The organism is Sphingobacterium sp. PCS056, from assembly GCF_023273895.1.
Taxonomy (GTDB): domain Bacteria; phylum Bacteroidota; class Bacteroidia; order Sphingobacteriales; family Sphingobacteriaceae; genus Sphingobacterium.
This window is the reverse complement of sequence record NZ_CP096883.1, coordinates 4568174-4594196: the sequence shown is the minus strand read 5'-3', so window position 1 is coordinate 4594196 and position 26023 is coordinate 4568174. Positions and strand designations below refer to the sequence as shown.

The 26023-nt window shown below is 36.6% G+C and carries 21 protein-coding genes and 1 other RNA gene; 13 read left to right on the top strand and 9 right to left on the bottom strand.

Going from position 1 to position 26023, the window contains the following annotated elements; translation table 11 throughout:
* Positions 1–243 precede the first annotated feature (243 nt).
* The gene (locus MUB18_RS19275; RefSeq protein WP_248754277.1) at positions 244–1305 is read left to right on the top strand and encodes a linear amide C-N hydrolase; all 1062 of its coding nucleotides are present in this window, start codon (positions 244–246) and stop codon (positions 1303–1305) included.
* Positions 1306–1435: 130 nt separating this feature from the next.
* Here MUB18_RS19275 and ssrA read toward each other — a convergent pair.
* Positions 1436–1803: a transfer-messenger RNA gene (gene ssrA, locus MUB18_RS19270) on the bottom strand.
* Positions 1804–1966: 163 nt separating this feature from the next.
* On the opposite strand from ssrA, the gene MUB18_RS21925 reads away from it, so the two are divergent.
* Complete coding sequence (locus tag MUB18_RS21925; RefSeq protein WP_317233169.1) at positions 1967–3391, top strand: hypothetical protein; 1425 nt, start codon at positions 1967–1969, stop codon at positions 3389–3391.
* 83 nt (positions 3392–3474) lie between these two features.
* On the opposite strand, the gene MUB18_RS19260 is transcribed toward MUB18_RS21925, so the two are convergent.
* Positions 3475–5505 carry a M3 family metallopeptidase gene (locus tag MUB18_RS19260; protein WP_248754276.1) on the bottom strand — a complete coding sequence of 677 codons (2031 nt, stop codon included), beginning with the start codon at positions 5503–5505 and terminating at the stop codon, positions 3475–3477.
* A 112-nt stretch (positions 5506–5617) separates the two neighbouring features.
* Entirely contained in the window at positions 5618–6511 is an 894-nt protein-coding gene (locus MUB18_RS19255) for a serine hydrolase (RefSeq protein ID WP_248754275.1), read from the bottom strand.
* Positions 6512–6573: 62 nt separating this feature from the next.
* On the opposite strand from MUB18_RS19255, the gene MUB18_RS19250 reads away from it, so the two are divergent.
* The 5 genes from MUB18_RS19250 to MUB18_RS19230 all read left to right on the top strand — a co-directional run bounded on the left by MUB18_RS19250 (position 6574) and on the right by MUB18_RS19230 (position 11454).
* The gene (locus MUB18_RS19250; protein ID WP_045753887.1) at positions 6574–7128 is read left to right on the top strand and encodes a DUF1543 domain-containing protein; all 555 of its coding nucleotides are present in this window, start codon (positions 6574–6576) and stop codon (positions 7126–7128) included.
* An 84-nt stretch (positions 7129–7212) separates the two neighbouring features.
* The gene (locus MUB18_RS19245) at positions 7213–8535 is read left to right on the top strand and encodes an amidohydrolase (protein WP_411028108.1); all 1323 of its coding nucleotides are present in this window, start codon (positions 7213–7215) and stop codon (positions 8533–8535) included.
* A gap of 118 nt (positions 8536–8653) precedes the next feature.
* Positions 8654–9505 carry a helix-turn-helix domain-containing protein gene (locus MUB18_RS19240; RefSeq protein WP_045753888.1) on the top strand — a complete coding sequence of 284 codons (852 nt, stop codon included), beginning with the start codon at positions 8654–8656 and terminating at the stop codon, positions 9503–9505.
* 70 nt (positions 9506–9575) lie between these two features.
* Positions 9576–10823, top strand: coding sequence for an amidohydrolase (locus MUB18_RS19235; RefSeq protein WP_248754273.1), 1248 nt, complete (start codon positions 9576–9578; stop codon positions 10821–10823).
* Between the two features lie 187 nt (positions 10824–11010).
* On the top strand, positions 11011–11454 hold the full coding sequence (locus MUB18_RS19230) for a KTSC domain-containing protein (protein ID WP_045753889.1): 444 nt from the start codon (positions 11011–11013) through the stop codon (positions 11452–11454).
* Between the two features lie 70 nt (positions 11455–11524).
* Here the strand turns inward: MUB18_RS19230 and MUB18_RS19225 are convergent, their stop codons facing one another.
* The 5 genes from MUB18_RS19225 to MUB18_RS19205 all read right to left on the bottom strand — a co-directional run bounded on the left by MUB18_RS19225 (position 11525) and on the right by MUB18_RS19205 (position 16363).
* Positions 11525–12889, bottom strand: a complete 1365-nt coding sequence (locus MUB18_RS19225) for a pyridoxal-phosphate dependent enzyme (protein ID WP_045753890.1) — start codon at positions 12887–12889, stop codon at positions 11525–11527.
* Between the two features lie 46 nt (positions 12890–12935).
* Positions 12936–13754, bottom strand: a complete 819-nt coding sequence (locus tag MUB18_RS19220; protein ID WP_045753891.1) for an AMP nucleosidase — start codon at positions 13752–13754, stop codon at positions 12936–12938.
* Positions 13755–13852: 98 nt separating this feature from the next.
* Positions 13853–15103: an ATP-dependent Clp protease ATP-binding subunit ClpX gene (clpX, locus tag MUB18_RS19215; RefSeq protein ID WP_045753892.1), complete on the bottom strand. Its 1251-nt coding sequence runs from the start codon at positions 15101–15103 to the stop codon at positions 13853–13855.
* Positions 15104–15105: 2 nt separating this feature from the next.
* Entirely contained in the window at positions 15106–15807 is a 702-nt protein-coding gene (locus MUB18_RS19210) for an ATP-dependent Clp protease proteolytic subunit (protein WP_045753893.1), read from the bottom strand.
* A gap of 85 nt (positions 15808–15892) precedes the next feature.
* A complete protein-coding gene (locus MUB18_RS19205; protein WP_045753894.1) occupies positions 15893–16363 on the bottom strand; it encodes a type I restriction enzyme HsdR N-terminal domain-containing protein in 471 nt (156 codons plus the stop codon).
* A 103-nt stretch (positions 16364–16466) separates the two neighbouring features.
* Here MUB18_RS19205 and holA point away from each other — a divergent pair, with 103 nt between their 5' ends.
* From holA to MUB18_RS19175, 6 genes are all read left to right on the top strand, one after another.
* Entirely contained in the window at positions 16467–17468 is a 1002-nt protein-coding gene (gene holA, locus MUB18_RS19200; protein WP_045753895.1) for a DNA polymerase III subunit delta, read from the top strand.
* 230 nt (positions 17469–17698) lie between these two features.
* Positions 17699–18316: a TetR family transcriptional regulator gene (locus MUB18_RS19195; RefSeq protein WP_045753896.1), complete on the top strand. Its 618-nt coding sequence runs from the start codon at positions 17699–17701 to the stop codon at positions 18314–18316.
* The gene (locus MUB18_RS19190) at positions 18306–19610 is read left to right on the top strand and encodes a TolC family protein (protein WP_248754272.1); all 1305 of its coding nucleotides are present in this window, start codon (positions 18306–18308) and stop codon (positions 19608–19610) included. The genes MUB18_RS19195 and MUB18_RS19190 overlap by 11 nt, the downstream gene beginning before the upstream one ends.
* Positions 19611–19622: 12 nt before the next feature.
* Positions 19623–20714, top strand: a complete 1092-nt coding sequence (locus tag MUB18_RS19185; RefSeq protein WP_248754271.1) for an HlyD family secretion protein — start codon at positions 19623–19625, stop codon at positions 20712–20714.
* A 4-nt stretch (positions 20715–20718) separates the two neighbouring features.
* Positions 20719–22302: a DHA2 family efflux MFS transporter permease subunit gene (locus tag MUB18_RS19180; protein ID WP_045753899.1), complete on the top strand. Its 1584-nt coding sequence runs from the start codon at positions 20719–20721 to the stop codon at positions 22300–22302.
* Positions 22303–22427: 125 nt separating this feature from the next.
* Positions 22428–23027 carry a hypothetical protein gene (locus MUB18_RS19175; RefSeq protein ID WP_248754270.1) on the top strand — a complete coding sequence of 200 codons (600 nt, stop codon included), beginning with the start codon at positions 22428–22430 and terminating at the stop codon, positions 23025–23027.
* A 76-nt stretch (positions 23028–23103) separates the two neighbouring features.
* On the opposite strand, the gene MUB18_RS19170 is transcribed toward MUB18_RS19175, so the two are convergent.
* Complete coding sequence (locus MUB18_RS19170) at positions 23104–25992, bottom strand: TonB-dependent receptor (protein WP_248754269.1); 2889 nt, start codon at positions 25990–25992, stop codon at positions 23104–23106.
* Between the last annotated feature and the right edge of the window lie 31 nt (positions 25993–26023).

The window sequence follows — 26023 nt, the reverse complement described above, 5'->3', positions numbered from 1 at the left end:
GGATGATTGAATTAATGGCGATTTTCAATAATCTTGTGAAACCCTATTAATCTTATTGTCAATGGAATTGCTTAAAAATAACTTTTCTTCAATTGTTTTTTCAATATCTATGTTTAGTTTCTTTTTAATAGAAAAAATTATTCTTAAATTGCTTTGGTACTTCGTTTTGAATAGGATCTGTTGTATTTATTTTTCATTTATCGTCTAAAAACTAAAAAACTTCATCAAATAATATAAGTAAGAATGAAAAAATGTATCAAACAAATTGGAAGGACTTTACTGCTAGTTGCGGTAGGATTGTCTTCATTTAATCAAGCAGACGCTTGTACGAGAGTTGTTTATAAAGGCCCAAATAACACAATCCTCACAGCTCGCAGTATGGATTTTTCAATTCCAATTCCCTCTAATTTGTGGCTATTTCCGAGAAATATGGAACGTGATGGGAGTACTGGAAAAAATACAGTAAAATGGACTTCTAAATATGGTAGTATGACGACAAGTTCGTGGGATATTGCCGTATCTGACGGTATGAATGAAAAAGGGTTGGTTGCGAATTTACTTTGGCTAGTAAGTTCAAAGTATCCTGAATTTTCGAAAGAGGGTACAGGTAAAAAAGGATTGTCAGTTTCATTGTGGGCTCAATATGCATTAGATAATTTTGCTACCGTAGCAGAGGCTGTAGCTCATTTTAGTAAAGAAGAATTTGTTGTCGTTACAGATTTTATTCCAGGGACTGATAAGTTTACGACTGTACATCTTTCCATGTCAGATGCGACTGGGGACAATGCTATTTTGGAATATATAAATGGAAAATTAGTTATCCATCATGATCCTTCATATACCGTAATGACCAATGATCCTATATTTGAAGAACAATTGGCAATCAATGAATATTGGAAAGGAATTCCGGGCAATATATTTCTTCCTGGTACAAATAGGGCTGCTGATCGTTATGTAAGGGCATCTTATTATATTAAAGCCATTCCACAAACGGACGACATTCGAATAGCTTTAGCTGGGGCATTTAGTGTCATCAGACAATGTTCTGTACCTTATGGTATATCTACCGAAGGTTTTCCCAATCTATCTACAACAAGATGGAGAACAGTTTCAGACCAAAAAAATCTTGTGTACTATTTTGAAGATGCGCTCAGTCCAAATGCGATCTGGGTAGATTTAAAGAAACTGGATTTCAGTAATAATGCAAAAGTAAAGAAATTGGCACTGGATCAGAACCAAATCTATGCGGGTGAAACATCGGTCAAGTTTTTAGATGCTAAACCTTTTGTATTTCAGGGAATATAAATTGAATTCAAAATAAGATATTCAGCTAAATCCAATTGTTAGCTCTAATCGTATAGAAATACAAAATCCTCTATTCGAGTGCTCTAATCCACTAAAAAAGAAAAGCCCAACCTAAGTTGAGCTTTTCTTTTTGTGGAGCCGGAGAGATTCGAACTCTCGTCCAGTCATGGTACTGTATACGCTTTCTACATGCTTAGCTTCTCTTTAATTGTCGGGCGAGGGAAGGTGAGTTGCTGACCTATACCGTACGCCGTATTTGCTGAGTCTTACAAGTGATTAGCAAAATCACACCTGCCAGTTCTATTGTTCGATGCCCCTGATGTTAAACCAAAGAACAGGATCTAACGGGACAAATAGCTATGTTAAGTCTAACTTAAGCAGCTAAGGCGTAGTTTTCTTCGCCAGTTGTAATTGTGAAAGTTCCGATTAAAGTGCTCTACTAACAACGCACTGCATGCTTACATAACCGTCTCCATCCTGTCAATTCCGGTCGACCCCAATTATGTAGGACACAAAAATACAAATATTATTCCAATAATGAAGTAATATACAAGGGTGGAATGCAATATATTTACTAACTTACATTTATTGATCTACAAACAATTGTTAATCAGAATTGTTATAAAGATGAAATATTCATTGAATCAAAAAATAAATCTACATGGCTAAAGAAATAAAACCCAAAAAATCGAAAAAGATCAGTAAAAATTTGTCAACGCCAGTTGCTAAAAAGAAACCTGCTGATGAAATTACCAAAGCTCATATAGTTGCGGAAAAATCGAAAAAGCCTCGAAAATTAAAGAAAGCGTCTAAAAAAGAGATTTCAAATGAGGATTCTAAGTTAATGAAGGCTTATAAAAAACTGAATAAGAAAGTGAAAGAAACGCTTTCAGATATACAGGAAAAATTGCCCTTTTTTCATGTAGATGAAACGATTCAACGGACTAGTTCAAATAAAGATAAAAAAGTAAAAGACAAGCCTAAAAATAAGAAATCAAAAGATGGTCAGCTTTCGGGAACTGCAGCTGATAATAAAATAGCTTTAAAAAGTGATGATTCTCTGAAAAATAAAAAGAAGAAAAAATCAGGAACAATACCTGATGCATCTACTGATAAAAGTAATAAAATTAAATCCGTCTCTGAAAAAAAGGTGAATGCTGAAATTAAGCCTGCGGGTAAATTAAAAAAATCAAACAAGAAAAAGCAAGCCTCTGATAGTAAACCTGATTCTGCACAGTCTGCTGCTGAAGCTGCTGATAACCCACAACTTTTGCCAGGATCTACAACTGCGGAAGAGACTTCAAAACCTGTCTCGGTAAGTAAGCCTGCAACAACGGCATCAAAGCCTGCGGCTAAACCTGCTCCTGCGAAGGTAGCACCAAAGGCTGTTGAAGCTCCCAAACCCGTAGTGGCAAGTAAGCCTGCAACAACGGCATCAAAGCCTGCAGCTAAACCTGCTCCTGCGAAGGCAGCATCAAAGGCAGCTGAAGCTCCCAAACCTGTCTCGGTAAGTAAGCCTGCAACAACGGTATCAAAGCCTGCGGCTAAACCTGCTCCTGCGAAGGCAGCGCCAAAGGCAGCTGAAGCTCCTAAACCTGTTGCTGCAAGTAAGCCTGCAACAACGGCATCAAAGCCTGCAGCTAAACCTGCTCCTGCGAAGGCAGCGCCAAAGGCAGCTGAAGCTCCCAAACCGGTCGCGGCAAGTAAATCTGCAACAGCTTCATCAAAGCCTGCGGCTAAACCTGCTCCTGCGAAGGCAGCGCCAAAGGCAGCTGAAGCTCCTAAACCTATTGCTGCAAGTAAGCCTGCAACAACGGCATCAAAGCCTGCAGCTAAACCTGCTCCTGCGAAGGCAGCGTCAAAGGCAGCTGAAGCTCCGAAACCTGTTGTTCCGTCAAAATTAACGACTGATTTAACAAAATCAGACGACACAAAAGGGGAAACAAAATCGACTACAGAATCGAAAGCAGCTCCAGCTCCTCATCCAAGTTTGGCTCAAGATAGTATTAAAAAAGTGGCAACTCCAGATAAGGATGCTGCTGCTAAAATAACGCAGACGGAAGAAAAAGATATCAATTCAAAATAGCATCTGCTTTTACGAATACAATAAAAAAAAGGAATGTTTTACTCAGGTAAAACATTCCTTTTTTTTATTGGGAAAATTCCAAATTATTTAAGCAATCCCGCCCGTTTCAGTAAGGCTTCTACAGTTGGTTCTTGACCTCTAAATTGTTTATATAAGTTCATGGGATGAACTGTCCCACCTTTGGATAAAACGGTATCTTTAAATTTTGCTGCTATCTCTTTGTTAAAAATTCCATTTTGTTTAAAGTAGTCAAATGCATCAGCATCCAGTACTTCTGCCCATTTATAACTATAATATCCCGATGAATAACCGCCATCAAAAATATGTGAAAAGGAAGTGCTCATTGCATTTTCAGCAACATCAGGATAAAGCTGTGTTGATTTAAATTGCTCTTTTTCAAATTGCTTTACATCATCTATCGCTGTAGGATCTTGACCATGCCACCCCATATCTAGCATTCCAAAGCTAAGTTGACGAAGTGTAGCCATGCCTTCTAGAAAAGAGGCACTTTCGCGTATTTTTTCCACCATTTCCATAGGAATTGGCACTCCAGTGTTGTAATGTTTAGCAAATAGCGTCAATGCTTCTTGCTCGTAACACCAGTTTTCCATGATCTGACTTGGCAATTCGACAAAATCCCAAAATACAGAAGTTCCAGAAAGAGTGGGATATACGGTGTCGGCTAGCATGCCATGTAAAGCGTGACCAAATTCATGAAATAGGGTAGTAACTTCATTAAAGCTCAGTAGCGAAGGCTTGGTTGCTGTAGCTGGTGTAAAATTGCACACAATGGAAACATGCGGGCGTTCGTTTTGTCCTTCTTTTTTATATTGGGGTTTAAAAGAGGTCATCCAGGCTCCATTGCGCTTGCCTTTTCTGGGGAAAAAGTCGGCATAAAAAATAGCAATAAAGTCTCCATCCTTATTCGTTACTTCAAAGGTTTGTATCGAAGGGTGATATTTATCTATGTGTTGCACTTCACTGAAATGCAATCCAAATAGTTTTTCTGCGATTTCGAATGCACCCTGTAGTACGTTTTCCAATTTGAAATAGGGTTTTAATTGCTCATCATCAAGTTGAAATTTCTTTTGTTTTAGTTTCTCAGCATAATAAGCTCCGTCCCATTTCTCCAGTTTGTCAATACCGTCCGTTTCTTTTGCAAAAGCAGCTAATTCATCAAATTCATTTTTTGCCGCTGGTTTTGCTTTAGTCAGTAAATCAGTTAAAAATTCTCTTACTTTAGCTGGATTTTGGGCCATGCGTTCTTCTAATACAAAATGAGCATGTGTTTCATATCCTAAAAGCTGTGCACGCTGGAAGCGTAGCTTACTGATTTTTAAAACAATTTCTTCATTGTTATTCTCATTATTTTGAAAACCCTTTTTTCCTGCTGCAATACTGATCGTTTGACGTAATTCACGGTTATCGGCATAAGTGACAAATGGAATGTAACTCGGATAGTCCAAAGTAAAGATCCAGCCAGATTGGTCTTTAGATTTTGCTAATCCTGCTGCTGCTTCTTTCACTCCATCGGGCAAGCCTGCTAAATCGGCTTCGTCTGTAAGATGTAATTCATAAGCATTTGTATCGGCTAGTATATGTTCGCCATATTTTAATTTGAGTAGCGATAGTTCGCTGTCAATAGCGCGTAACTGATCTTTTTTATTGTCGGCTAGTAGCGCTCCATTTCGAACAAAATCTTTATAATTTTTTTCTAAAAGCGTCATCTGTTCTGCCGTGAGGTCTAATTCTTCTTTTTGATCATAGACTTGTTTAATTCTTTTGAAAAGGTCAAAGTTAAGCGTTATATCATTACCTAACTCCGAAAGCTTAGGCGCAATATCTTGGGCTATTTGTTCCAATTGCTCATTGGTTTCTGCAGAATGCAAATTGAAAAAAATACTGGATAGACGATCCAGTGCCATTCCTGAAAATGCAAATGCTTCAATGGTGTTTTCGAAAGTAGCAGGGTCAGTTGCTTGCGCTATAGCATCGATTTCTGCCCTGGTATTGGTTATGGCGAGATCAAATGCAGGTATATAGTCTTCGTTTTTTATTTTAGAAAATGGTGCGGTATTGTGAACCGTCTCAAAATGTTGTGTTAAGATACTCATAAAGTAAATTTAATAGAATATTTTTAACATGCGCAGAAAAATGAAAATAACGACAGCAAGATGATATAATAGTTATTTTGTTCAGTTTGACCAAAGGTGATTGGGTATTCTTTTATGGTGTATATGGTCGTTTTGGTTCAAAGTAGTTCCATAATAAATGAGATATTTTTCTAGTCAATTCTTCTGCTTCATTATGCTTGGTCCAACTTTGATCCTTAATATTATTGGTCAGTACACAGAAAACATAATCACCGCTAGGTGCATTTACCAGGACAACTTCGCCTCGAGCTTCATCGACAGATCCTGTTTTTGAGACAGTTTTAACATATGGCGGTATTTGTGATAGCGAGCGTTCGTTGTAAAAAATATTGCCCAAATAGCGATACATCTGATCTGAAGATTTCAAACTGACAACTTTGCCTTGATAGATCATCTCAAGTAAAGTTGCCATTTCTCTTGGAGTGGTTTGTCCCCAACCGTATTTTTTCCAAATGTCGTCACGTCCAGCTGTACGGGAATTAACTTTAGTATTGACTAACCCTAATTTATCCATCAGTTCATTAATGACTAAACCTCCGCCTGCAAGTTGTTGATTCCAGATAGAGGTAACATTGTCACTATAGCTTATCATCAATCCAACTAGGGTAGATAGATCTGTTTCGGTGCTATCTTTGAAGAATTGCATTAAGCCAGAACCGCCATATTGCTGAGATGAACGATAAGTGAATTTTTGATCGAGATTTAATTCTCCCTTTTCTATTTTGTCAAAAACCCCAACAAGTATCGGAACTTTGACAATACTGGCTGTTGGAAAGATAGAATCTGCTTGTATCAAAACTGATTTTTGCGTTTTTAGGTTTTTTACATAGATACCAATATCTCCTTGAAAGTTTTGCGTGAGTACCCTTAATTTCCGTTCTAGTTTTATGTCAATTTTTTGAGCAAATAGCGTATATGGAACTAAGCATATCGTTGATAATAGGATTAATAAAAATTTTGTTCTCATTAGATTTAAGTTGTATCTTATAAAAGTAATGATAATTAAACTATAATTAATCGAGAAAAAATATGAATCTTTTTATGTTACTACTGGGATGTAAACCATCAGACAGACATATTGAACAGCATGATATTTACTTTGGTATCGCAAAACAATTGGGTGAATTAGTTCCATCGATTGAAAATTATTGGCCAGAGGCTAAAGATGATATTCATGTTGATTCTTGGCGGAGAGTGACGAAAGTTGGGAACTATCAAATTTCCATCTCGACTGAACCTGTAGATAATAAAGAGTTGAAATTATATTTTGTCAATCTAGGGGGGTACAAGCCCAATGATATGGAAGAGTACCATTATAAAGAGCTCGTCGTCGCTCGAGCGTTAGAGGAAGCTAAAGATTTGGCGAAAAAGACGGTTTTTTTTAAGCATCATCTATCTCCACATATTGATGATAAATATGGGATCGATGTCGATGATGTGTATGAAATCGAGGAGCTGTTGCCGTCCTTCTTTAAGGAGCAATACTATGTCAGGATTGAGCAATGTCCTGCTGCTATTTCATATGAAGATGAGATAACCAATGGTTACTTCACGATGGAGATCTTGCGAGATCAATTGGAATAAATCGCACAAGCATTGTTATAAAATGTACCCTTATTTTGATCAAGTTTACTTGTAATTTTATAACAAAAAAAGAACGTGAATAATTTGAGCAATTTATCCCGTAAAAAATTCATTCAAAGTGCTGCTATAGCTGTTGCTGGCGCATCTTTACCGATGGGCACTTTAATCGCTGATCCTATGTATGCTAATCAACCCAATAACGTAAGTTCAAAACTACAATTCAAAAATATTCGTTTGGAGACAGGTTTTAAATTTGATGAGGCTGATGTGATTGCTACGACGACAGATTTATTTTATGTTGAAGTTGAACATGGGAAAATTGTAAAAGTAAGTGCTAACCAACCTCATGCAGATGCTATCGATGCTCAGGGATTGTTGATGTTGCCCTCTTTTAAAGATATGCATATTCACTTAGACAAAACTTTTTATGGAGATAAGTGGCAAGCGATCAGACGTGGGGCAGGTGGAGTGAAAGGAATGATTGCTTTGGAACAAAAGATGCTCCCAGACTTATTGAAAAATTCAACTTTTAAAGCAGAAAAACTGATTGAACTTTTGCAGTCAAAAGGTACGGCATTTGCACGTAGTCATGTCAATATCGAGCCGACATCTAAATTGCAATCACTTAAAAATCTGCAGATCGCTCTTGAAAATAAGCGTAAAGGCTTTGGAGCAGAATTGGTTGCTTTTCCACAACATGGCGTATACTATACAAATAGTGTTCCTTACTTAAAGGAAGCGGCTCAAATGGATATCGACTTTATAGGTGGTGTGGATCCGTTTTCCATTGATGGGCAGATTGAAAAAACAATGGATTTTACTGTTCAACTTGCCCTGGATCATCATAAAGGAATAGATATTCACTTACATGAGTCCGGAGAGTCGGGATTGAAAACGGTGGAATACTTAATCGATAAGGTCAATGAAAATCCGGTTTTAAAAGGTAAAACATTTTTAAGCCATTGTTTTGTACTGGGAAAGATCGATAAAATAAAGCAAGAAGAAGTTGCGGAAAAATTAGGGGCTGCACAAATCGGTATCGTGTCAACAATCCCATTTGGAGGTTTAATTATGCCGATTCCGACTTTATACAAGTATAACGTGACCGTTATGACTGGTAATGACAGTATTGTGGATCACTGGAATACTTTTGGAACAGGAAGTGTTTTACAGAAAGCGAATTTGATGGCTCAGCTTTATGGTTATTCTTCTGAGTTTTTGTTATCAAGAAGTTTAAAATTGGCTACTGCAGGGCTACTTCCTTTAGATGATAAAGGAATACAGCAATGGCCTAAAATAGGGGATAAAGCTGACTTTGTACTGGTTAACGCAAGTTGTTCTGCTGAAGCCGTTTCGCGTATTTCAGATATCCGCTCTCTTGTTCATAATGGAGAATTGGTTTACTAAGCGTAACAAATTAGGTTATATTGCTATTTTCATATTTTAATTTTTCCAATAAAAATACAATGAACTTTAATTCATTCTCCACCATATTTAGTAAATTGAATTGCTAAATTTGAGGAGAATGGATAACCAACGCGATTATTTTCCTGTTTTGAATATTCAAGAGTTTACTGAAGCACCTTCGGAGCTTAGTAATTTACTATTTCATGAGCTACGTGGCTCACGTCAGATCTTAGAACCTCATAAACATGATTTCTTCATTATTTTGTTATTTGAGCAAGGGAGTGGATCGCATACCATTGACTTTAAAAGTTATACAGTTGAACAGCAACAGGTACATTTACTTTTTCCTGGTCAAGTGCATCAATGGCAATTTCAAGAGGGGACTGTTTGCTATCAATTGATGATCAATCGCGAATGGTTCGAGCTCTTTTTGCCAGATCTTCGTTTTTCTTCTTTATATTATCAACAACATCCTGTTTTTCAGATTTCAGATTCATTGTACAAGGCATTACGATATGAATTTCTTGCGATTGCACAGGAATTGAAAGATAACACTGTTCTTTGGGAAATTATTCAGACACGGAGTAAATTAATAGGCCTATTGCTGCGTAAAACTTTTGAGCTCACGTTCAATGATTTTGAAAAATACCATTCAAATCCTATTATTTCAAAATTTGTACAGCTTATCGACCTGCACTTTAAATCAGATCGGTCTGTTTCTTTTTATGCTGAAAAGCTTCATATCTCGGCTAATTATCTCAACATAGTCTGTAAAAAAGGATTTAATATAGCAGCTTCAACGTTGATACATGATCGTATCTTGTTGGAGGCAAAGCGCTTACTTAAGGTTTCTGATCGAAGTGTGAAAGATATTGTTTACGAATTAGGTTTTTATGATCATGCTAGTTTTTCTAAGTTTTTTAAAAATCAGACCGGTATGACTCCTTCTCAATTTAAAGAACAAGGATAATTTGAACAACAGGTAGCATGATCTGTACATAGGTGGTCCAATACATGATTTTTATATTTGTTATATAATCATGGATCATATGCTATCATCTCATCAATTACTTGCCAAAGGGCATTATACACTCAAAAATGTTCGTTTAGAGACTGGATTCGAATATGAAAATGAAGAAGTTATGGGTACCCTTACTGATTTATTTTGTATTGAAATTGCTAATGGAAAAATAAACGCGATTAGAGCCCACGATCCGAATGAGGACGCTATTGATATGGATGGAAAGCTGATGTTGCCAGCGTTCAAAGATATGCATGTTCATATCGACAAAACCTTATTTGGCCTACCTTGGCAAGCCCTATCTCCGAAAAGAAAAACGGTTGCTGATATGATTGCGTATGAGCAGCAGATCATCCCCGAATTATTGAAAACTTCGACACTACGTGCAGAGCAACTGATTGGTTTGCTGCAAGGCTATGGAACAACCTATGCGAGGACTCATTTCAATGTAGATCCTACATCTGGACTTCAGTCTTTTGAACATCTTTTGAGGGCATTGGAACATAAACAAGAATCATTTGAAGCAGAGCTTGTTGCTTTTCCGCAGCATGGTTTGTATTATACAGATTCGGTTCCTTTGATGAAAGAAGTGGCAAAGTATGATCAGGTTGATTTTATTGGAGGATTGGATCCCTACAGTATTGATGGAAGTGTCGAAAAACCATTAGAATTTATGGTCCAATTGGCTTTAGATCATAATAAAGGAATTGATATCCATTTGCACGAAGCAGGTCCCTCAGGAATACAAGCGATACAATACCTTATTGATAAAGCTATTGAAAATCCACAATTGCAAGGAAAAACATTTATTAGCCATGCTTTCGCATTAGCTCATCTGGATGCAAATGAAGTAGAAGAGATCGCAGAAAAATTGGCTTTTGCGCAAGTTGGTATTGCTTCTTCTGTACCTTTTAAAGGAAGGCCCATGCCTATTCCTGCATTAAGAAAATGTGGTGTTGATGTGTTAATCGGAAATGACAATGTACAAGATTACTGGAGTACATTTGGTACTGGAAATATGTTACAGAAAGCAAATCTTATAGCCCAATTGTATGGCTATGTGACAGAATTTCAGCTTTCTAGGACGTTGCAGTTTGCTACCCAGCAGATATTACCGTTGGATGATGAAGGAAAACAACAATGGCCACGTATCCATGATGATGCCCAGCTTGTCTTTGTAAATGCGACCTGCTCTGCTGAAGCAGTGTCTAGGATGTCTGCTGTACACGCATTTATGCACAATGGAAATCTTTTTGTGACACATTAAAGCTTGTCAAGGTACTATAGGAGCGGGGATGATCTTTATTTATAGGCAGTACTGATCAATTAAATTGATGTAATAGATGAAATTACAAAAAATTAACATGCAATTGTTCATTCTAAAATATAATTGACGTATTTTTGCAAATCCTAAAATCAATATGGTTTGGTTGGAATAGGGAAAAATAAATATTATGAAAAGAATAGGTGAATCCAAAAAGATTTTTGGTATTACAAAAAATGAAGATTTAGCAACGTTAAAAAAGATATATCGTGACTTAATCAAAGCTTGGCATCCGGATAAATTTCAAGATGAAGTGCAAAAAGAGGAGGCTGAGTTAAAGAGTACAGAAATTATTGAGGCTTACCACTTCTTAGTTAGTATTGCTCCTGAAACACACGAAGCCAATTTAGAAGAGTATAACAATACGATCAATAACTTTTTTATTGAGGATTTTGAATTTAAAGGTCAGACGTTAAGAGTTACATTTCAGGATAAAAGTACATATGAGTATTTTGGTGTTCCAAAAACTGTGTACACAAAGTTTCTTAATGCTGAGTCTCGTCCAAGATTTGGTAGAAGACAAATTTTCAACTCATACACATTCCGCAAAAGTGCGAATGCAATGGGAGCATAATTTAATTGCTTATCATAAAAATAGCCTTATTGATAAAACAATAAGGCTATTTTTATGCAGTTTTATTTAATTACGCTTCCGATATTGCATTGATAATATCATATTGCGTGATGATATTGATTTTGCCAAACTCATCCTCTACTAATACAGCTTGTGTATCCTTATTGATCAGTGCTGATATTTTATCAATCGATGTTTTTAAGTCAACAAATGGAAACGGTTTTGTCATAACATCTTGCACGGAAGATGATTTGAGAGCAGGATTTTCCAATAATGCACTTAAAATATCCGACTCTGTTATTTTACCAACAACCATACCTTGTTGCGTGACAGGGATCTGAGAAATATTGAGCGTTTTCATGAAATTAAATGCTTCGAATACGGTTTGTTGTACATCTGCAGTAACAATGGCCTGTTCGCCTCTTCTTTTTAAGATACTTTTTGCATTTAGTTTCTCGTCTTCTAAGAATCCACGTTCTCTCAACCAATCTTCATTATACATTTTGCCCATATATCGAGATCCGTGATCGTGAAAGATGACGACAACGAGATCGTCTTCTTTTAAACTGTCTTTTAGTTGAATAAGTCCTGCTAATGCTGATCCTGCAGAATTACCGGCAAAGATACCTTCCTTACGCGCTAATTCTCTTGTCATCAATGCCGCGTCTTTATCGGTAACTTTTTCAAAAAGATCTATTACACTAAAATCAACATTTTCTGGGAGAAAATCTTCACCTATACCTTCCGTTATATAGGGGTATATTTCATTTTTATCGAAAATACCTGTTTCTTTATATTTTTTGAATACAGAACCATAGGTGTCAATGCCCCATATTTTAATATTTGGGTTTTGTTCTTTTAGGTATCGAGCTGCACCTGAAATAGTGCCGCCAGTACCGACACCAACAACCAAATGAGTGATTTTTCCTTCTGTCTGTTCCCATATTTCGGGACCAGTTTGTTCGTAATGTGCTTGTGCATTAGAAGGATTATCGTATTGATTAGCTTTCCAGCTATTAGGGACTTCGCGTTCTAAGCGGCTTGATACCGAATAATAGGACCGTGGGTCTTCGGGATCGACATTTGTAGGACATACGATCACTTCGGCACCAAAAGCGCGTAAAGCATCGACCTTCTCTTTCGATTGTTTATCTGTAGTGGTAAAAATACATTTATAGCCTTTGACAACTGCTGCCATGGCCAATCCCATACCCGTGTTTCCTGAAGTTCCTTCAATGATTGTTCCTCCTGGTTTCAATAAACCCGCCTGCTCTGCATCTTCAATCATTTTGAGTGCCATCCTATCTTTGATCGAGTTGCCTGGGTTGGTGGTCTCGATCTTGGCTAGAATAGTTCCTTTGAGATCTTTGGTTATTTTGTTTAGTTTAACAAGAGGGGTGTTGCCTATTGTTTCTAAAATGTTATTATACCACATAAATTTACTGTTTGTTTGTACAAAAATACCAAAAATAGTCTGTTTCTTAGAATTTCAAATGTTTCACAGTCAACCCATTATTTTTAAGTTGTTTAAGTGCGTCTATTCCAATACTGATATGCGCATCCACATACTTAGCTGTGACACTCACATCACTATTAGCTGTTTTTACACCTTCAGGAATCATCGGTTGATCGGAAACTAGTAATAATGCACCTGTGGGAATCTTGTTAGCAAATCCGACACTGAAAATAGTTGCCGTTTCCATATCCACAGCCATAGCACGTATTGCCTTTAGATATTTTTTAAAGTCTTTATCGTGTTCCCAGACTCTTCTGTTGGTCGTGTATACTGTACCTGTCCAATAATCACGGGAATGATCACGAATAGTCGTTGAGATTGCTTTTTGTAAAGCAAAGGATGGCAATGACGGTACTTCTGCGGGGAAATAATCGTTTGATGTGCCTTCACCTCGGATGGCTGCAATCGGCAAAATGAGTTCTCCAACACCGATTTTCTTTTTCAATCCGCCAGTTTTTCCTAAAAATAGGACTGCCTTTGGTGAGATCGCTGATAATAGATCCATTACAGTTGCCGCCATGGGGCTTCCCATACCAAAATTTATAATTGTAATACCACCTGCTGTCACACTCTGCATTGGTTTATCTTCTCCATAGATTGGCGCATCGTCATGCATCTCTGAAAAAATAGTGACATATTTTGAAAAATTGGTTAATAAGATATAATCTCCAAATTCTTCCAGCGGTCTTCCAGTGTAGCGTGGCAACCAGTTGTGAACGATTTCTTCTTTAGATTTTAAACCAGGTGTGATAGGGGTATCAACATTTTTTTTACTTTTTGCCATAATTCATCTATTTAATAATTTAACCTCAATTGAAGGAAGAGCGGTCTGAATAATTCATATGGTTAAAAAAAATCCCTCGCGATTAGCGAGGGATTTTTTTAAGCGACTTGCAATTTTTTGATGTCCGACTTTTCAAATTTTTTCATGGCATATTCTAAGGTGATATGCAATTCTTTTTGATTGGTCTTTTCCTTTGAAGTAGGAATTTCAAACATTGCGTCGAGCATAATAGCCTCGCATATACTTCTTAAACCACGAGCTCCAAGTTTAAACTCATCTGCTTTATCTACAATAAAGTTGTAAACTTCAGCATCAAATATTAATTCAATTCCTTCGTATTCAAATAATTTTCTGTACTGTTTGATTAACGCATTTTTAGGTACAGTCAAGATACTCAATAGTGTCTCTTTGTCCAATGGATTTAAATACGTTAATACAGGTAATCTTCCAATTAATTCTGGAATTAATCCAAAACTTTTCAAATCCTGAGGGGTGATGTATTTATATAGATTTTTTAAATCAATCTCTGCATCATCCTCATTCATGCGATAACCCACTGTCTGTGTCCGTAGGCGATTGGCGATTTTCTTTTGAATACCGTCAAATGCACCACCACAAATAAATAAAATATTGCTGGTGTTGACAGCAATCATTTTTTGATCAGGGTGTTTACGTCCACCTTGAGGCGGAACATTAACAACTGTGCCTTCTAAGATTTTCAACAACGCTTGTTGTACACCTTCTCCAGAAACATCTCTAGTGATCGACGGATTATCACTTTTGCGTGCAACTTTATCGATCTCATCAATATAAATGATTCCACGTTCAGCAGCAGCAACATCATAATCAGCAGCTTGGAGTAAACGGGTCAAAATACTTTCCACATCCTCACCTACATAACCAGCTTCTGTCAAAACTGTCGCATCCACGATGCTGAAAGGCACATTTAAAATTTTAGCGACCGTTTTAGCCAATAAAGTTTTACCTGTTCCCGTTTCACCTACAACAATCAAATTTGATTTTTCAATTTCGATTTCATCTTTATCAACTTTTTGATTTAACCGTTTGTAGTGATTGTACACAGCAACAGAGATCACTTTTTTAGCGTCGTCCTGTCCGATCACATACTGATCTAAGTGTTCTTTTATTTCTAACGGACGAATTAACTTTAACGCAGTTTGTAATGTTTTACTCTTGCGCTGTTTCAATTCTTCTGCTAGAATTTCGCCAGCTTGGTTGATACAACGATCACAGATGTGAGCGCCATCTCCGGCGATAAGCATTTGGGCATCATTTTTACTCATCCCGCAGAATGAACAATGAACACCACTGTTATTATTTTTAGCCATTACTATTTAATAATCTCCTTTTTAGGAAGTAAAATCTCATCAATCATTCCAAAGTCTTTTGCTTCAGAAGCTTTCATCCAATAATCGCGGTCAGAAGATCTTTCTACCCATTCATAAGTCTGTCCAGAGTGATCAGCAATGATGGTGTAAAGCTCTTCTTTTAATTTCATCATTTCACGTAGATTGATTTCCATATCTGAAGCAACACCCTGAGCTCCGCCTGAAGGTTGGTGGATCATGACACGTGAGTGTCTCAATGCAGCGCGCTTTCCTTTTGCACCAGCAACTAATAATACAGCACCCATAGAAGCAGCAATTCCTGTACAGATTGTCGCTACATCTGGTGCAATATATTGCATCGTATCATAAATCCCTAAACCAGCGTATACACTACCACCTGGTGAATTGATGTAGATCTGAATATCACGTTGTGCATCTGTTGATTGTAAAAACAACAATTGTGCCTGAATGATATTTGCTACTTGATCGTTAATACCATCACCTAAGAAAATAATACGATCCATCATCAAACGTGAGAACACATCCATTTGAGCTACATTTAATTGACGCTCTTCTACAATGTATGGAGTCAAATTTGTAGGTGTATTTACTTGTGCGCGTGCTATAAAACCATCAACATGTTGACTTCCAATTCTATGATGCTTAATGGCATATTTTCTGAATTCGTTTTTATCTATATTCATATTCTTTGTGATTCAAATTTATAAGACTAATATAAAACTATATTTTAAATAATAAATACTCTGCACGATTTGTTTTACATCTGAGTTACAATTCTATTAAAAGTTGATCGTAACTAGGGAGCTCTTCTATAAATAGGAATGAGCTATTTTGAAAATCAATCTTACAATAGTAATGCTCTAATCCATTGCTTACTAATAGTAACGGAATTTTATGGATAGAATTGTAATTGGCGATCTGTTCGAAGGTCGCTTGTGTAATTTTAATGTGTGGAGCTTTAAATTCCGCTAAAACTATTTTTTCACCTCGATTATTGTAGATCAATAGATCACTCCGTTTTTGAAGATCATTTAATTTTAAACCACCTTCAATTTTCATCAAGGATTTAGGATACTTTTTATTAAGGTGAAGATAATGAATCCAATGTTGACGCACCCATTCCTCAGGTGTTAAAACAAGTTTCTTTTTCCGCAGGTCATCAAAAATGAAAATCGTTTCATTTTCTTTAGTCAACTTCGCTGGATATGGCGGTAAATTTAACGGAATGGGGTTAAACATATGGCAAATATACTAATTTTTGTTTTACACCTAATAACGTTAAAAGCGGATTCCACATGACAAATTTTACTGTTCATCAATTTAGTTGTAATTTAGGGGCATCATGAATATCAGCCCTATTTTAACAGACATTAAAAAACGTAAATTTCAACCTGTGTACCTACTACACGGTGAGGAAAGTTATTTTATTGATGTCATCAGTGATGCTTTGGAGCATACTGTTCTTAATGATGCTCAAAAAGGTTTTGATCAAACCGTATTATATGGAAAAGATACTGATTTTTCAACTATTGTTAGTGCAGCTAAGCGCTATCCCATGATGAGTGACCATCAACTGATCATTATTAAAGAGGCGCAGGATCTGAAATGGAAAGATGACGAACTTTTGCTGAAGTATGTAGAACAGTGTACAGCATCTACTGTATTGGTATTTGATTATAAATATGGGAAGTTTGATAAACGTAAAAAACTGTATAAGGCCATTGAAAAAAAAGGTCTTGTTGTTGAATCTAATAAACTTTATGATGATAAGGTAGCCAGTTGGGTTATTTCCTTTATCAAAGAACAGGGATGGAATATCCACCCCCAAGCTGCTGCATTGCTTTCGGAATATTTAGGTACAGAACTTTCTAAAATTGTCAATGAGTTAAATAAACTGATGCTCAATGTCCCGAAAGAAAGGGAGATCGTTGTTTCTGATATTGAACAAAATATTGGTATTTCTAAAGATTTTAATGTCTTTGAACTGAATACTGCCTTAGCCAAAAGAAACGCATTCAAGGCTTATCAAATTGTTGATTATTTCGCAGCAAACCCTAAAAGCAATCCATTGGTTTTAGTCCTGGGTACTATTGCAGGGTATTTTACTAAGATATTAAAGTATCATTATATTGTTGACAAAAGTACAGCAGCAAAGGAGCTTGGGGTGCATCCATTTTTTCTGAAAGAATATGAACTTGCTGCCCGCAACTATAATCGTAGGAAAACATTTGCCATTATTGCAGCTTTGAAAGATGCTGATCTAAAATCTAAGGGAATGAATATCGGAAGTAATACGAATACTAAGGATATATTGACGGAATTGATATTTACAATACTTAACTAACATAATCACTTCTTTCGAAAGAGAGAAAAATATAAAGATTAACTGTAAAAAAGCCTATCTCAATTATTTTGAGATAGGTTTTTTTTGTTATTATGGCAGTGTTAAGTGTGTTTAGTGTCCTTGTTTTCAGTTATTTGCATGTAATGTTATCTTTTTGTAATATTTAAATTAAACGCTTGTTTAAATTAAGCACTTGTTTAAATTTGCACACGGTTTAAAAAAAAGAAAAAATGGATTTTAGTGAGAAACAGTTAGAGATATTGCATGTAGCAGAAAAGCTTTTTTCAATAAATGGTTTTGATGGTACCTCTGTCCGTGATATTGCACATGAAGCTCAGGTTAATGTTGCTATGATCAATTATTACTTTGGATCTAAAGACAAATTGCTAGATGATCTTTTTGATTACCGGGTTGAAAAATTCAAAATGGATGAAAGTATTTTGCAGTTGACGATTCCTGTCATGGAGATATTGGATGAAATGGTGAGCTCATATATTAAATATATGAATTCCAGTTTAGCGATTTATCAGATCATTGCTATAGAAGCGGGCGTAAAGAAAAGACTGATGCTTTCTGATTCTTACAAGAATTTGAAGGTTCATAATTTACATGTTATCTCGAGTATTATTCAAAAAGGCGTGGATACAGGTGAGTTTCGTTCAGGTAATGATCCTATCCTGATACATGCAACGATGATGGGTACTTTTATGAATTTCCAGATGAATCGATCATTTTTAAAATCAGAATTAAATATTACTACAGATGAGGAGTATAGTGAATATATGGAATCTACTTTAGTAACGCATTTACAAAGAACGATTAAAGCTTTATTAACATATGAATACTAAAATAGGAAAGTTTACACTTTTACTTTTCTGTCTACAAGGCGTAGCATTTGCACAGCAAAGTACTCCCCTTACTTTGCAAGAGGTTATTCATCTTGCGCAGACACAAAGTTTAGAAGCAAAAGCTTCAGAAACAAAAATCACAGGTAAAAAATTGGAATTGGAGGCTTCAAAGAATACCTTACTTCCAGACGCTAAGTTAAGTGGACAATACTTAGCGATGACTTCTCCGGATGTCAAATTCCAGATTCCGATGTCGTCGTCTTCAGATCCCATGAGTATTAAGGCAAATCAACTGTTACTTGGTCAAGCTTCGGTCAGTATGCCGATCTATACAGGGGGTAAGATCAAAAATAGTATTGCAGCGGCTAGCAATGCTGTCAAAGCCGAGGAGTTTTCTGCACTAGCCTTGAAGGATCAATTGGCTGAGCAGGGCATCAATTTGTATATCAACTTATATAAGGCGCAGCAAACAGCACTTTTGATGGAAGAAAATATCAAAAGATCTGAACAGCGTGTTGCCGATTTTAAGGCAATGGAAGCAAATGGTATTATTCCGCGCAATGATCTTTTAAAAGCGGAATTGCAATTGTCGAATTACAAAGTTGCTTTGCAGGAAGCGCAAAAGAACGCTACTGTTTTAAATTATCAGTTGGTTAATTTCTTGAAATTGGATGAAGCAACTAAAGTCCCTGCTATCAATTTGGATGAAGCACCAATAATAGCAGATATTTCAGACGCCACTACCGCATTAACCAATAGAAATGAATTGAAAGCGCTTCAAGCACAACATGATATTGCTTTGAATAGAGTAAATATTGAAAAATCGAATGCTTTACCAAAAATTGCTTTGACAGGCGGGTATGCTGCATTGGATGTGCATAATTTGATTACTGTTAAAAATGCTGTGAATGTTGGGGTTGGAATATCTTATGATATCGGATCACTTTATAAAAATAAGAAAAATGTCAACATTGCGCGCAATCAAGTAAATCAAGTGGATGAAAATGTTGTGATGATGAACGATAAAATTAGAGTCCAAGTACAGCAAGCAAATGAAAATTATCACTTAACAATCTCTCAAAATCAGTTATATACAGAAGCCGTCAATCAAGCAAATGAAAACTATCGGATCGTAAAAGATAAATACGATAATGGGGTAGCGGATACCGATGATTTGTTGGAAGCCGATGTACAGCAATTACAATCAAAAATCAATTTAGCCATTTCAAAGGCTAATACGGTTGAAAAGTATTATGATTTGCTTTTAGTAAATGGTCAATTAACAACAAAATAATTATAAATATCAATGGAAAATCAAGAAGAAAAGAAACCATCAAATAAGAAATTTGTCTTCATTCTTATTGCTCTTATCTTAGTTGGAGGAGGGTATGGAGGTTATAAATACATACATAGTCAATCGCATGAGACTACTGATGATGCACAGGTGGATAAGAATATGAATCCGATTATCCCAAAAGTAGGGGGATATATTGCTCAGGTCTATGTGAAAGATAATGATATTGTGAAAAAAGGTGATACTTTATTTACAATAGATACCCAAGATTATTTAATTAAAGTAAAGGAGGCTGAAGCAGCTTTGTTAGGTGCAGAAGGTTCGCTTGAGGTATCAAAAGCAGATGTAAACGCTACTTCTGCAAATGTTGCAATCTCTGATGCCACAGTTCGCTCTAATATCGGTAGTATTGATGTTGCTCAAATTCGTGCAGAACAAGCTCGAAATGATTTCAACCGATATTCAAACTTGTACAACAATCACTCGATCACAAAACAGCAATATGAACAAGCGCTAACAACTAAGTTGGAAGCGGAGAAGCAGGTGGAGATTTTGAAGCAGCAACGTAATGCTTCTAATTCGCAGCGTGAAGCGGTACTTAGTAAAACAAATGTTGCAAGTAAACAAACTGCCGTAGCACAAGCAAATATAGATCGTGCGAGGGCTGCTGTTGATGCCGCTAAGTTGAATCTTTCTTATACGGTCGTAACTGCTTCTGCAGATGGTCAGATTTCCAATGTTAAAATTAGACCAGGACAAATGGTTAATCCGGGTGCTGCTTTATTTTACATCGTCGATAATCATGAAACTTGGGTCGTTGCTAATTTTAAGGAAACACAAATGAATGATATTCGAATTGGGCAAAAAGTATCAGTCATCGTTGATGCCTATCCCAATATTGAATTTGAGGGTGAAGTCAATTCATTTTCACCAGCAACAGGTTCTCGGTTTTCGTTGTTACCTCCAGATAATGCAACGGGCAATTTCGTAAAAACAGTACAACGTTTACCTGTGAAAATATTACTTACAAAAGCTAACACCGCAGATCATATTGCTTTATTGCGTCCAGGGATGAATGCAGATGTTGACGTTCATTTAAAATAAAATTATGACAGCTACACTTGATCAAGATAGCCTCATTGAATATGGGTATCGACGTGTAATCATTACCATTATAGCCGTTTTATGTGCTTTATTGGAGATTGTAGATACTACGATTGTCAATGTTGCTCTCAATGATATGAAAGGAACATTAGGTGCCACATTGACGGATATCGCTTGGGTGATAACGGCATATGCGATCGCAAATGTTATCGTGATTCCCATGACAAGTTGGCTATCGCAACAGTTTGGTCGCAAAAATTATTTTGCTGCTTCCATTATCATTTTTACGGTTGCTTCTTTTTTATGTGGTAACTCGACTAATATTTGGGAACTTGTATTTTTTAGATTTATACAAGGTATGGGTGGAGGAGCTTTGTTAGTCACCGCTCAGACTATTATTACAGAAAGTTATCCGCCGGCTAAAAGGAGTATGGCACAAGCTATTTACGGGATGGGAGTTATCGTGGGACCCACTTTAGGTCCACCGCTAGGTGGTTACATCGTAGATCATTTTTCTTGGCCTTATATTTTCTACATCAATGTACCTTTAGGTATTATTGCTGTTCTTTTAACGCTTTCATTTGTTAAGAGTCCAAAATATGGAGAAAAACAGGCAGCTAAAGATGTTGATTGGTGGGGTATGATTTTCCTTATCATGTTTATCGGTTCGCTACAATATGTACTTGAACATGGACAGCAGGATGATTGGTTTTCTAATAGGACTATCGTTGTCTTATCCATTACTTCTGTTTTGGGATTGCTCTTTTTCGTGTGGCGGGAGTTGACTTATGACAGGCCTATTGTTAATCTCCGGGTTTTAAAGGATAAAAACTTGCAAGTGGGTGTCGTAATGAGTTTCATTTTGGGCTTTGGCTTATTTGGATCGACGTTTGTCATTCCCATTTACACCCAATCGATTTTAGGTTGGACGGCTACGGATGCAGGATTACTCCTGATCCCAAGCTCCCTCATGACGGGGTTTATGATGCCTTTCATAGGGAAGATGATTCAAAATGGTGTTCCCCAGAAATACATGGTGGCCCTAGGACTTTGTGTTTTCTTTGGTTTTTCATTCGTAATGTACAGTCGCTTGACCAATGATACAGGTGCTGAACATATGTTTTGGCCTTTGATCTTTAGAGGAGTGGGGCTCGGTTTATTATTCGTGCCCGTGATGACTTTATCACTATCGACCCTATCAGGGAAAAGTATTGGTGAAGGTGCTGCTTTTACAGGTATGATGCGCCAGTTGGGTGGTTCATTTGGTATTGCATTGATTACTACTTTTATCTCCAGGTTTACACAAAGTCACCGCGTCAATCTAATTGCACATCTTGATCCAACTAATTTTGAAGTGCAACAAAGAATCAATCAGCTACAGGCCAGTTTTGTGGCAAAAGGATTCACTCCTAATGAAGCTTTGGCAAAGGCATACCAATTACTAGAGGGGTCGGTGATGAAACAAGCAACAGTCTTATCTTATATGGATGTATTTTTGTATATCGGATTATTATTTATAGTCTGTGTGCCCTTTGTATTGATGATCAAACAAGGTAAAAATAAGGTCGATACTTCAAGTTTACACTAAAGTCATTGCAAACTTTTCATATAAGCAGCAGTAATGTAGATTACTGCTGCTTTTTTATGCTTGTTAATGAAGATTAATGGTGATCGCTTACAGAGCGAAATACGAATAAACGTCATCGGAAAACCTTGTTTCGAAAATATTTCACAGTTGTATTTAAAAAAACGGATGTAACAATTCCTGATGTTATTTGTTGTTATTGTAAAACTTGTTATCAACTTTGCCAGGTTTATCAGCAGTTGCTATCAGAACAAACTAATGGAAGATTTATGAAATTATTACTTATTCTTTTTACCGCTTTTTTCATTGCTCTACTAGGCACAAAATTAGTATATGGTGTTTGGGATTTTTTGTTTGCCGGAAACCTGGGTATGGCTGTTTTCATCATTTTTACAGGCCTTTCACATTTCAGATTCCAAAAGGGTATGGTGATGATGATCCCTGAATTTATTCCAGCAAAACTTTTTTTTGTATATCTAACTGGTGTACTCGAAATTGCTGCAGGTGTAGGTTTGATGATACCGTCATTAAGAGCTACAACAGCAATATTGTTAATCATCTTTTTTATTGTAGTTTTTATAGCTAATGTGAACTCTTCAAAAAAAATGATCAATATTTTTAAAGCCGACTACACAGGGCCAGGTATGAATTACCTGTATGCTCAAAGGCTTCCGATGCAACTTATTTTAATTGCATGGACTTGGTATTTCGGACTTTATTTAAAATAACCATCCGACAATAAAAATCCTCCTTCATCGAGAGATGAGGAGGATTAAACCAAATATAATAGAAGGGGAGGGAATATTATTTTGTTAAGATATTATCAAAAGTAATAGCCATGTAGTACAGAGCCCCAAGAGTGGGGCCTCCTGCATATTGAATGTAATGATTATTCAGTATATTACTTCCGCCAAGTTTTATCGTTGATTTTGACATTTTGTAACTCACCTGAGCATCAATATTATGATATGCAGACACACGTGCATTGACAAGTGGACTTTCCCAATTAAAAGCATCTTGCCATTTCCAGACGACATTAAATCCAAAGTTTGGCAGTATCTGTCTATTTCCAAACGAAAGGTTTGTCGCCCACTTTGGCGTATTAAATCCGGTAACAAAAAGATCAGAATCTTTATTTTTTGTGATGTCACTATAGTTGATATTCCCAGCTACTGTATAATTTCCGCTGAAATTGTACGTAATCCCTAAAGAACTACCGTAATTGTTATAACTATTTTTTGCATTCGTATAGACACGGTAACGCGTTTGTTTGGATCTATTGCTGGCTAGCATATCCAATACAGATGCATCTGTGTTTATTTTATCGGTAGCAGGAACAGCAACTTCTACTTGTCCCAAAAATCCATTGTACACATTGCTATAGAGATCCCAATCTATTGCTAATTTATTTTGAAGAAGGACTGCTTTATAACCAATTTCAAAAGATTTAATACTTTCTGGCTCTGTCGCTTTCAGGTTTGTGACCGTCAGTAGGCCTCGGTTCTTGAGAGCTGCATCATTGGATGTTAATCCAGTTGCAACATCTTTATTGACTGCTGCATTAAATGCGTTGACAGACTGTAATGTGTACGAATTGTCTAAATATCCAAGACCCTCATTAATATAGGAAAGTCCTCCTACGCGACGTACATTCCCATTATTGACAAATGATAATGCTTCGAAGAGTGCGGGGAAGCGATATCCATTTTGGAATGATGCTCGAAGATTATGTTTTTCTTTTAGGGTATATACTGCTGCGAGCCTAGGATTTATTTTAGCTGTGAATTCGGGATTATAATCGACTCGAAGTGATCCAAAAAGTTTTAATTTTTCATCTAATAATGATTTGGTGATCTGACCAAAGCCGCCAAATTTTTTATAATAAACCTGATCACCGAAAGAGCCATTCGCTAACGGTTGGCTACGTTCGGCAATTGGTCTTTTAAAATCAACAAAGTTATTTCCATCTGGAATGACTTCGTAAATAGTTGCATCTCCACCGACAAGCAAATTGAAGATATTGATGTGCTTGCTTAAATCCCACTGAGCATTAGCATGATAAGTTCTACTCATTTGCTTCAGTTGAGCGCCACCAGTTGCCGTTCCAGTGGCAACTCCAGCGTTTAGATGATCCCAATTGTTGATTTGTGTAATGGTATTTTTTAAATCCGCAAAATCTTTTGTTCCTGGTTCTACACGGCCGTTGTCAGCAATTTTTCTCGCATTTTGTAGTGCCTCGGTCAGTGAAGTACCCGAATTTAATTGTGTCTGTAATGAGTTTTTAAACAAGTCACGCCATGCATTGTTCGAAAGATGTGTTACATCGAGATTATCAGCCAATGGTTTGATGTTATAGGAGTCACCTGTATTTTCTGTAGAAATATAAGTTTTGATGGAGTAGTCATTTCCTTTCAATTCTAATTTATGATTTTGGACCTTCACATTGTCGAGTTGAATTTTGTTTCCCCGTTGAAATACACCATCCATTTGACCAAATCGATAACTGTATGATAATTCGGCATTTTCGTTTAAACGGTAATGTAGTGCAGCGTCAAATTTTAAATTTTCAACTGTAGGCTTTGAAAGATCTTCCTCTTTATAACCTGTACGTCTTACAATAAGAGATTGGTTTGCTTTACCATTAATGTTCAAACCAGAAAGGGTTACAGCATTATTATTTTCATCACCATAAATATTCCAGCCATCGTAGGCGGGATTATTACTTCCTGAAAGTTCTGGGAAGCTAGGATTTGCTGTGTTTAGTGTGTTTGGATTTTGATCCTGATAAGAATTAGAAAGCCAGTCAGTTCCTCTTAAGTAGCTAAGATTGACCTTAAATGCAAATTTATTATTGAAAGATTTAGCAAAACGTACGGCATTTTCGGTTAGATTACTCAATTCGCGGCCAGTACCACCGGTATGATTTAGTCCATTTTTCGAGTATACACTTAATCCTTCGTACAAAAACGGATTTTTTGTCAATAGATTAGCCATTCCATTAATGGCATTCATACCATATAGAGCAGAAGAAGCACCAGGAGTTATTTCAATACTCGCAATATCCAATTCAGTTGGGCCAATAGCATTTCCAAGAGGCACGCCTAGGGTAGCGGCTTGCATATCCACACCATCGGCGAGCTGCACAAACCTAAAGTTGTTGGGAATATTGAAACCTCTGGTATTAGGGATTTTGAAGGTAATACTTGATGTGGTCATTTGAACCCCTTTAACATTTTCAAGGGCATCGTAAAAACTAGGAGCTGGCGATTCTCGGATAGCTCTAATATCCAGTTTTTCAATTGATACAGGAGACTTTAAGATACTTTCCTGAGTTCTCGAAGCCGTAACAACTACTTCCTTGCCTAATATAGTTTGAGTAAGTAAGGACAGATTGAGATTTGATTGTGGTCCAGTGACTTCATAGGTTTTTGTTTCAAAACCAACACCTGATACTTTTAAAGTAAAAGGATATTTTGCTTTTGTATTCAATTTGAAATCACCCTGATTATTTGTAGAAGTACCATTAACGGTTCCTTGAATCGTAACGGTAATGCCAGGTAGCGGTTCCTTCGTATTTTGATCAATGATATGCCCTGTCAATTCAATGATGTTAGAACCCTGAGCAAATGATTGGGTTGTTTTCGTAAGTCCAATTATGGCTACAACGGTAAAGGTTAGTAAAGTTCTTTTCATATTTAATATTAAATCTATCGATTTGGTAGAC

Bases quoted from the DNA above. Each gene is read 5' to 3' on its own strand.
- MUB18_RS19275 (WP_248754277.1), top strand. From the start codon at position 244: ATGAAAAAATGTATCAAACAAATTGGAAGGACTTTACTGCTAGTTGCG.
- MUB18_RS21925 (WP_317233169.1), top strand. From the start codon at position 1,967: ATGGCTAAAGAAATAAAACCCAAAAAATCGAAAAAGATCAGTAAAAAT.
- MUB18_RS19260 (WP_248754276.1), bottom strand. From the start codon at position 5,505: ATGAGTATCTTAACACAACATTTTGAGACGGTTCACAATACCGCACCA.
- MUB18_RS19255 (WP_248754275.1), bottom strand. From the start codon at position 6,511: ATGAGAACAAAATTTTTATTAATCCTATTATCAACGATATGCTTAGTT.
- MUB18_RS19250 (WP_045753887.1), top strand. From the start codon at position 6,574: ATGAATCTTTTTATGTTACTACTGGGATGTAAACCATCAGACAGACAT.
- MUB18_RS19240 (WP_045753888.1), top strand. From the start codon at position 8,654: ATGGATAACCAACGCGATTATTTTCCTGTTTTGAATATTCAAGAGTTT.
- MUB18_RS19235 (WP_248754273.1), top strand. From the start codon at position 9,576: ATGGATCATATGCTATCATCTCATCAATTACTTGCCAAAGGGCATTAT.
- MUB18_RS19230 (WP_045753889.1), top strand. From the start codon at position 11,011: ATGAAAAGAATAGGTGAATCCAAAAAGATTTTTGGTATTACAAAAAAT.
- MUB18_RS19225 (WP_045753890.1), bottom strand. From the start codon at position 12,889: ATGTGGTATAATAACATTTTAGAAACAATAGGCAACACCCCTCTTGTT.
- MUB18_RS19220 (WP_045753891.1), bottom strand. From the start codon at position 13,754: ATGGCAAAAAGTAAAAAAAATGTTGATACCCCTATCACACCTGGTTTA.
- clpX (WP_045753892.1), bottom strand. From the start codon at position 15,103: ATGGCTAAAAATAATAACAGTGGTGTTCATTGTTCATTCTGCGGGATG.
- MUB18_RS19210 (WP_045753893.1), bottom strand. From the start codon at position 15,807: ATGAATATAGATAAAAACGAATTCAGAAAATATGCCATTAAGCATCAT.
- MUB18_RS19205 (WP_045753894.1), bottom strand. From the start codon at position 16,363: ATGTTTAACCCCATTCCGTTAAATTTACCGCCATATCCAGCGAAGTTG.
- holA (WP_045753895.1), top strand. From the start codon at position 16,467: ATGAATATCAGCCCTATTTTAACAGACATTAAAAAACGTAAATTTCAA.
- MUB18_RS19195 (WP_045753896.1), top strand. From the start codon at position 17,699: ATGGATTTTAGTGAGAAACAGTTAGAGATATTGCATGTAGCAGAAAAG.
- MUB18_RS19190 (WP_248754272.1), top strand. From the start codon at position 18,306: ATGAATACTAAAATAGGAAAGTTTACACTTTTACTTTTCTGTCTACAA.
- MUB18_RS19185 (WP_248754271.1), top strand. From the start codon at position 19,623: ATGGAAAATCAAGAAGAAAAGAAACCATCAAATAAGAAATTTGTCTTC.
- MUB18_RS19180 (WP_045753899.1), top strand. From the start codon at position 20,719: ATGACAGCTACACTTGATCAAGATAGCCTCATTGAATATGGGTATCGA.
- MUB18_RS19170 (WP_248754269.1), bottom strand. From the start codon at position 25,992: ATGAAAAGAACTTTACTAACCTTTACCGTTGTAGCCATAATTGGACTT.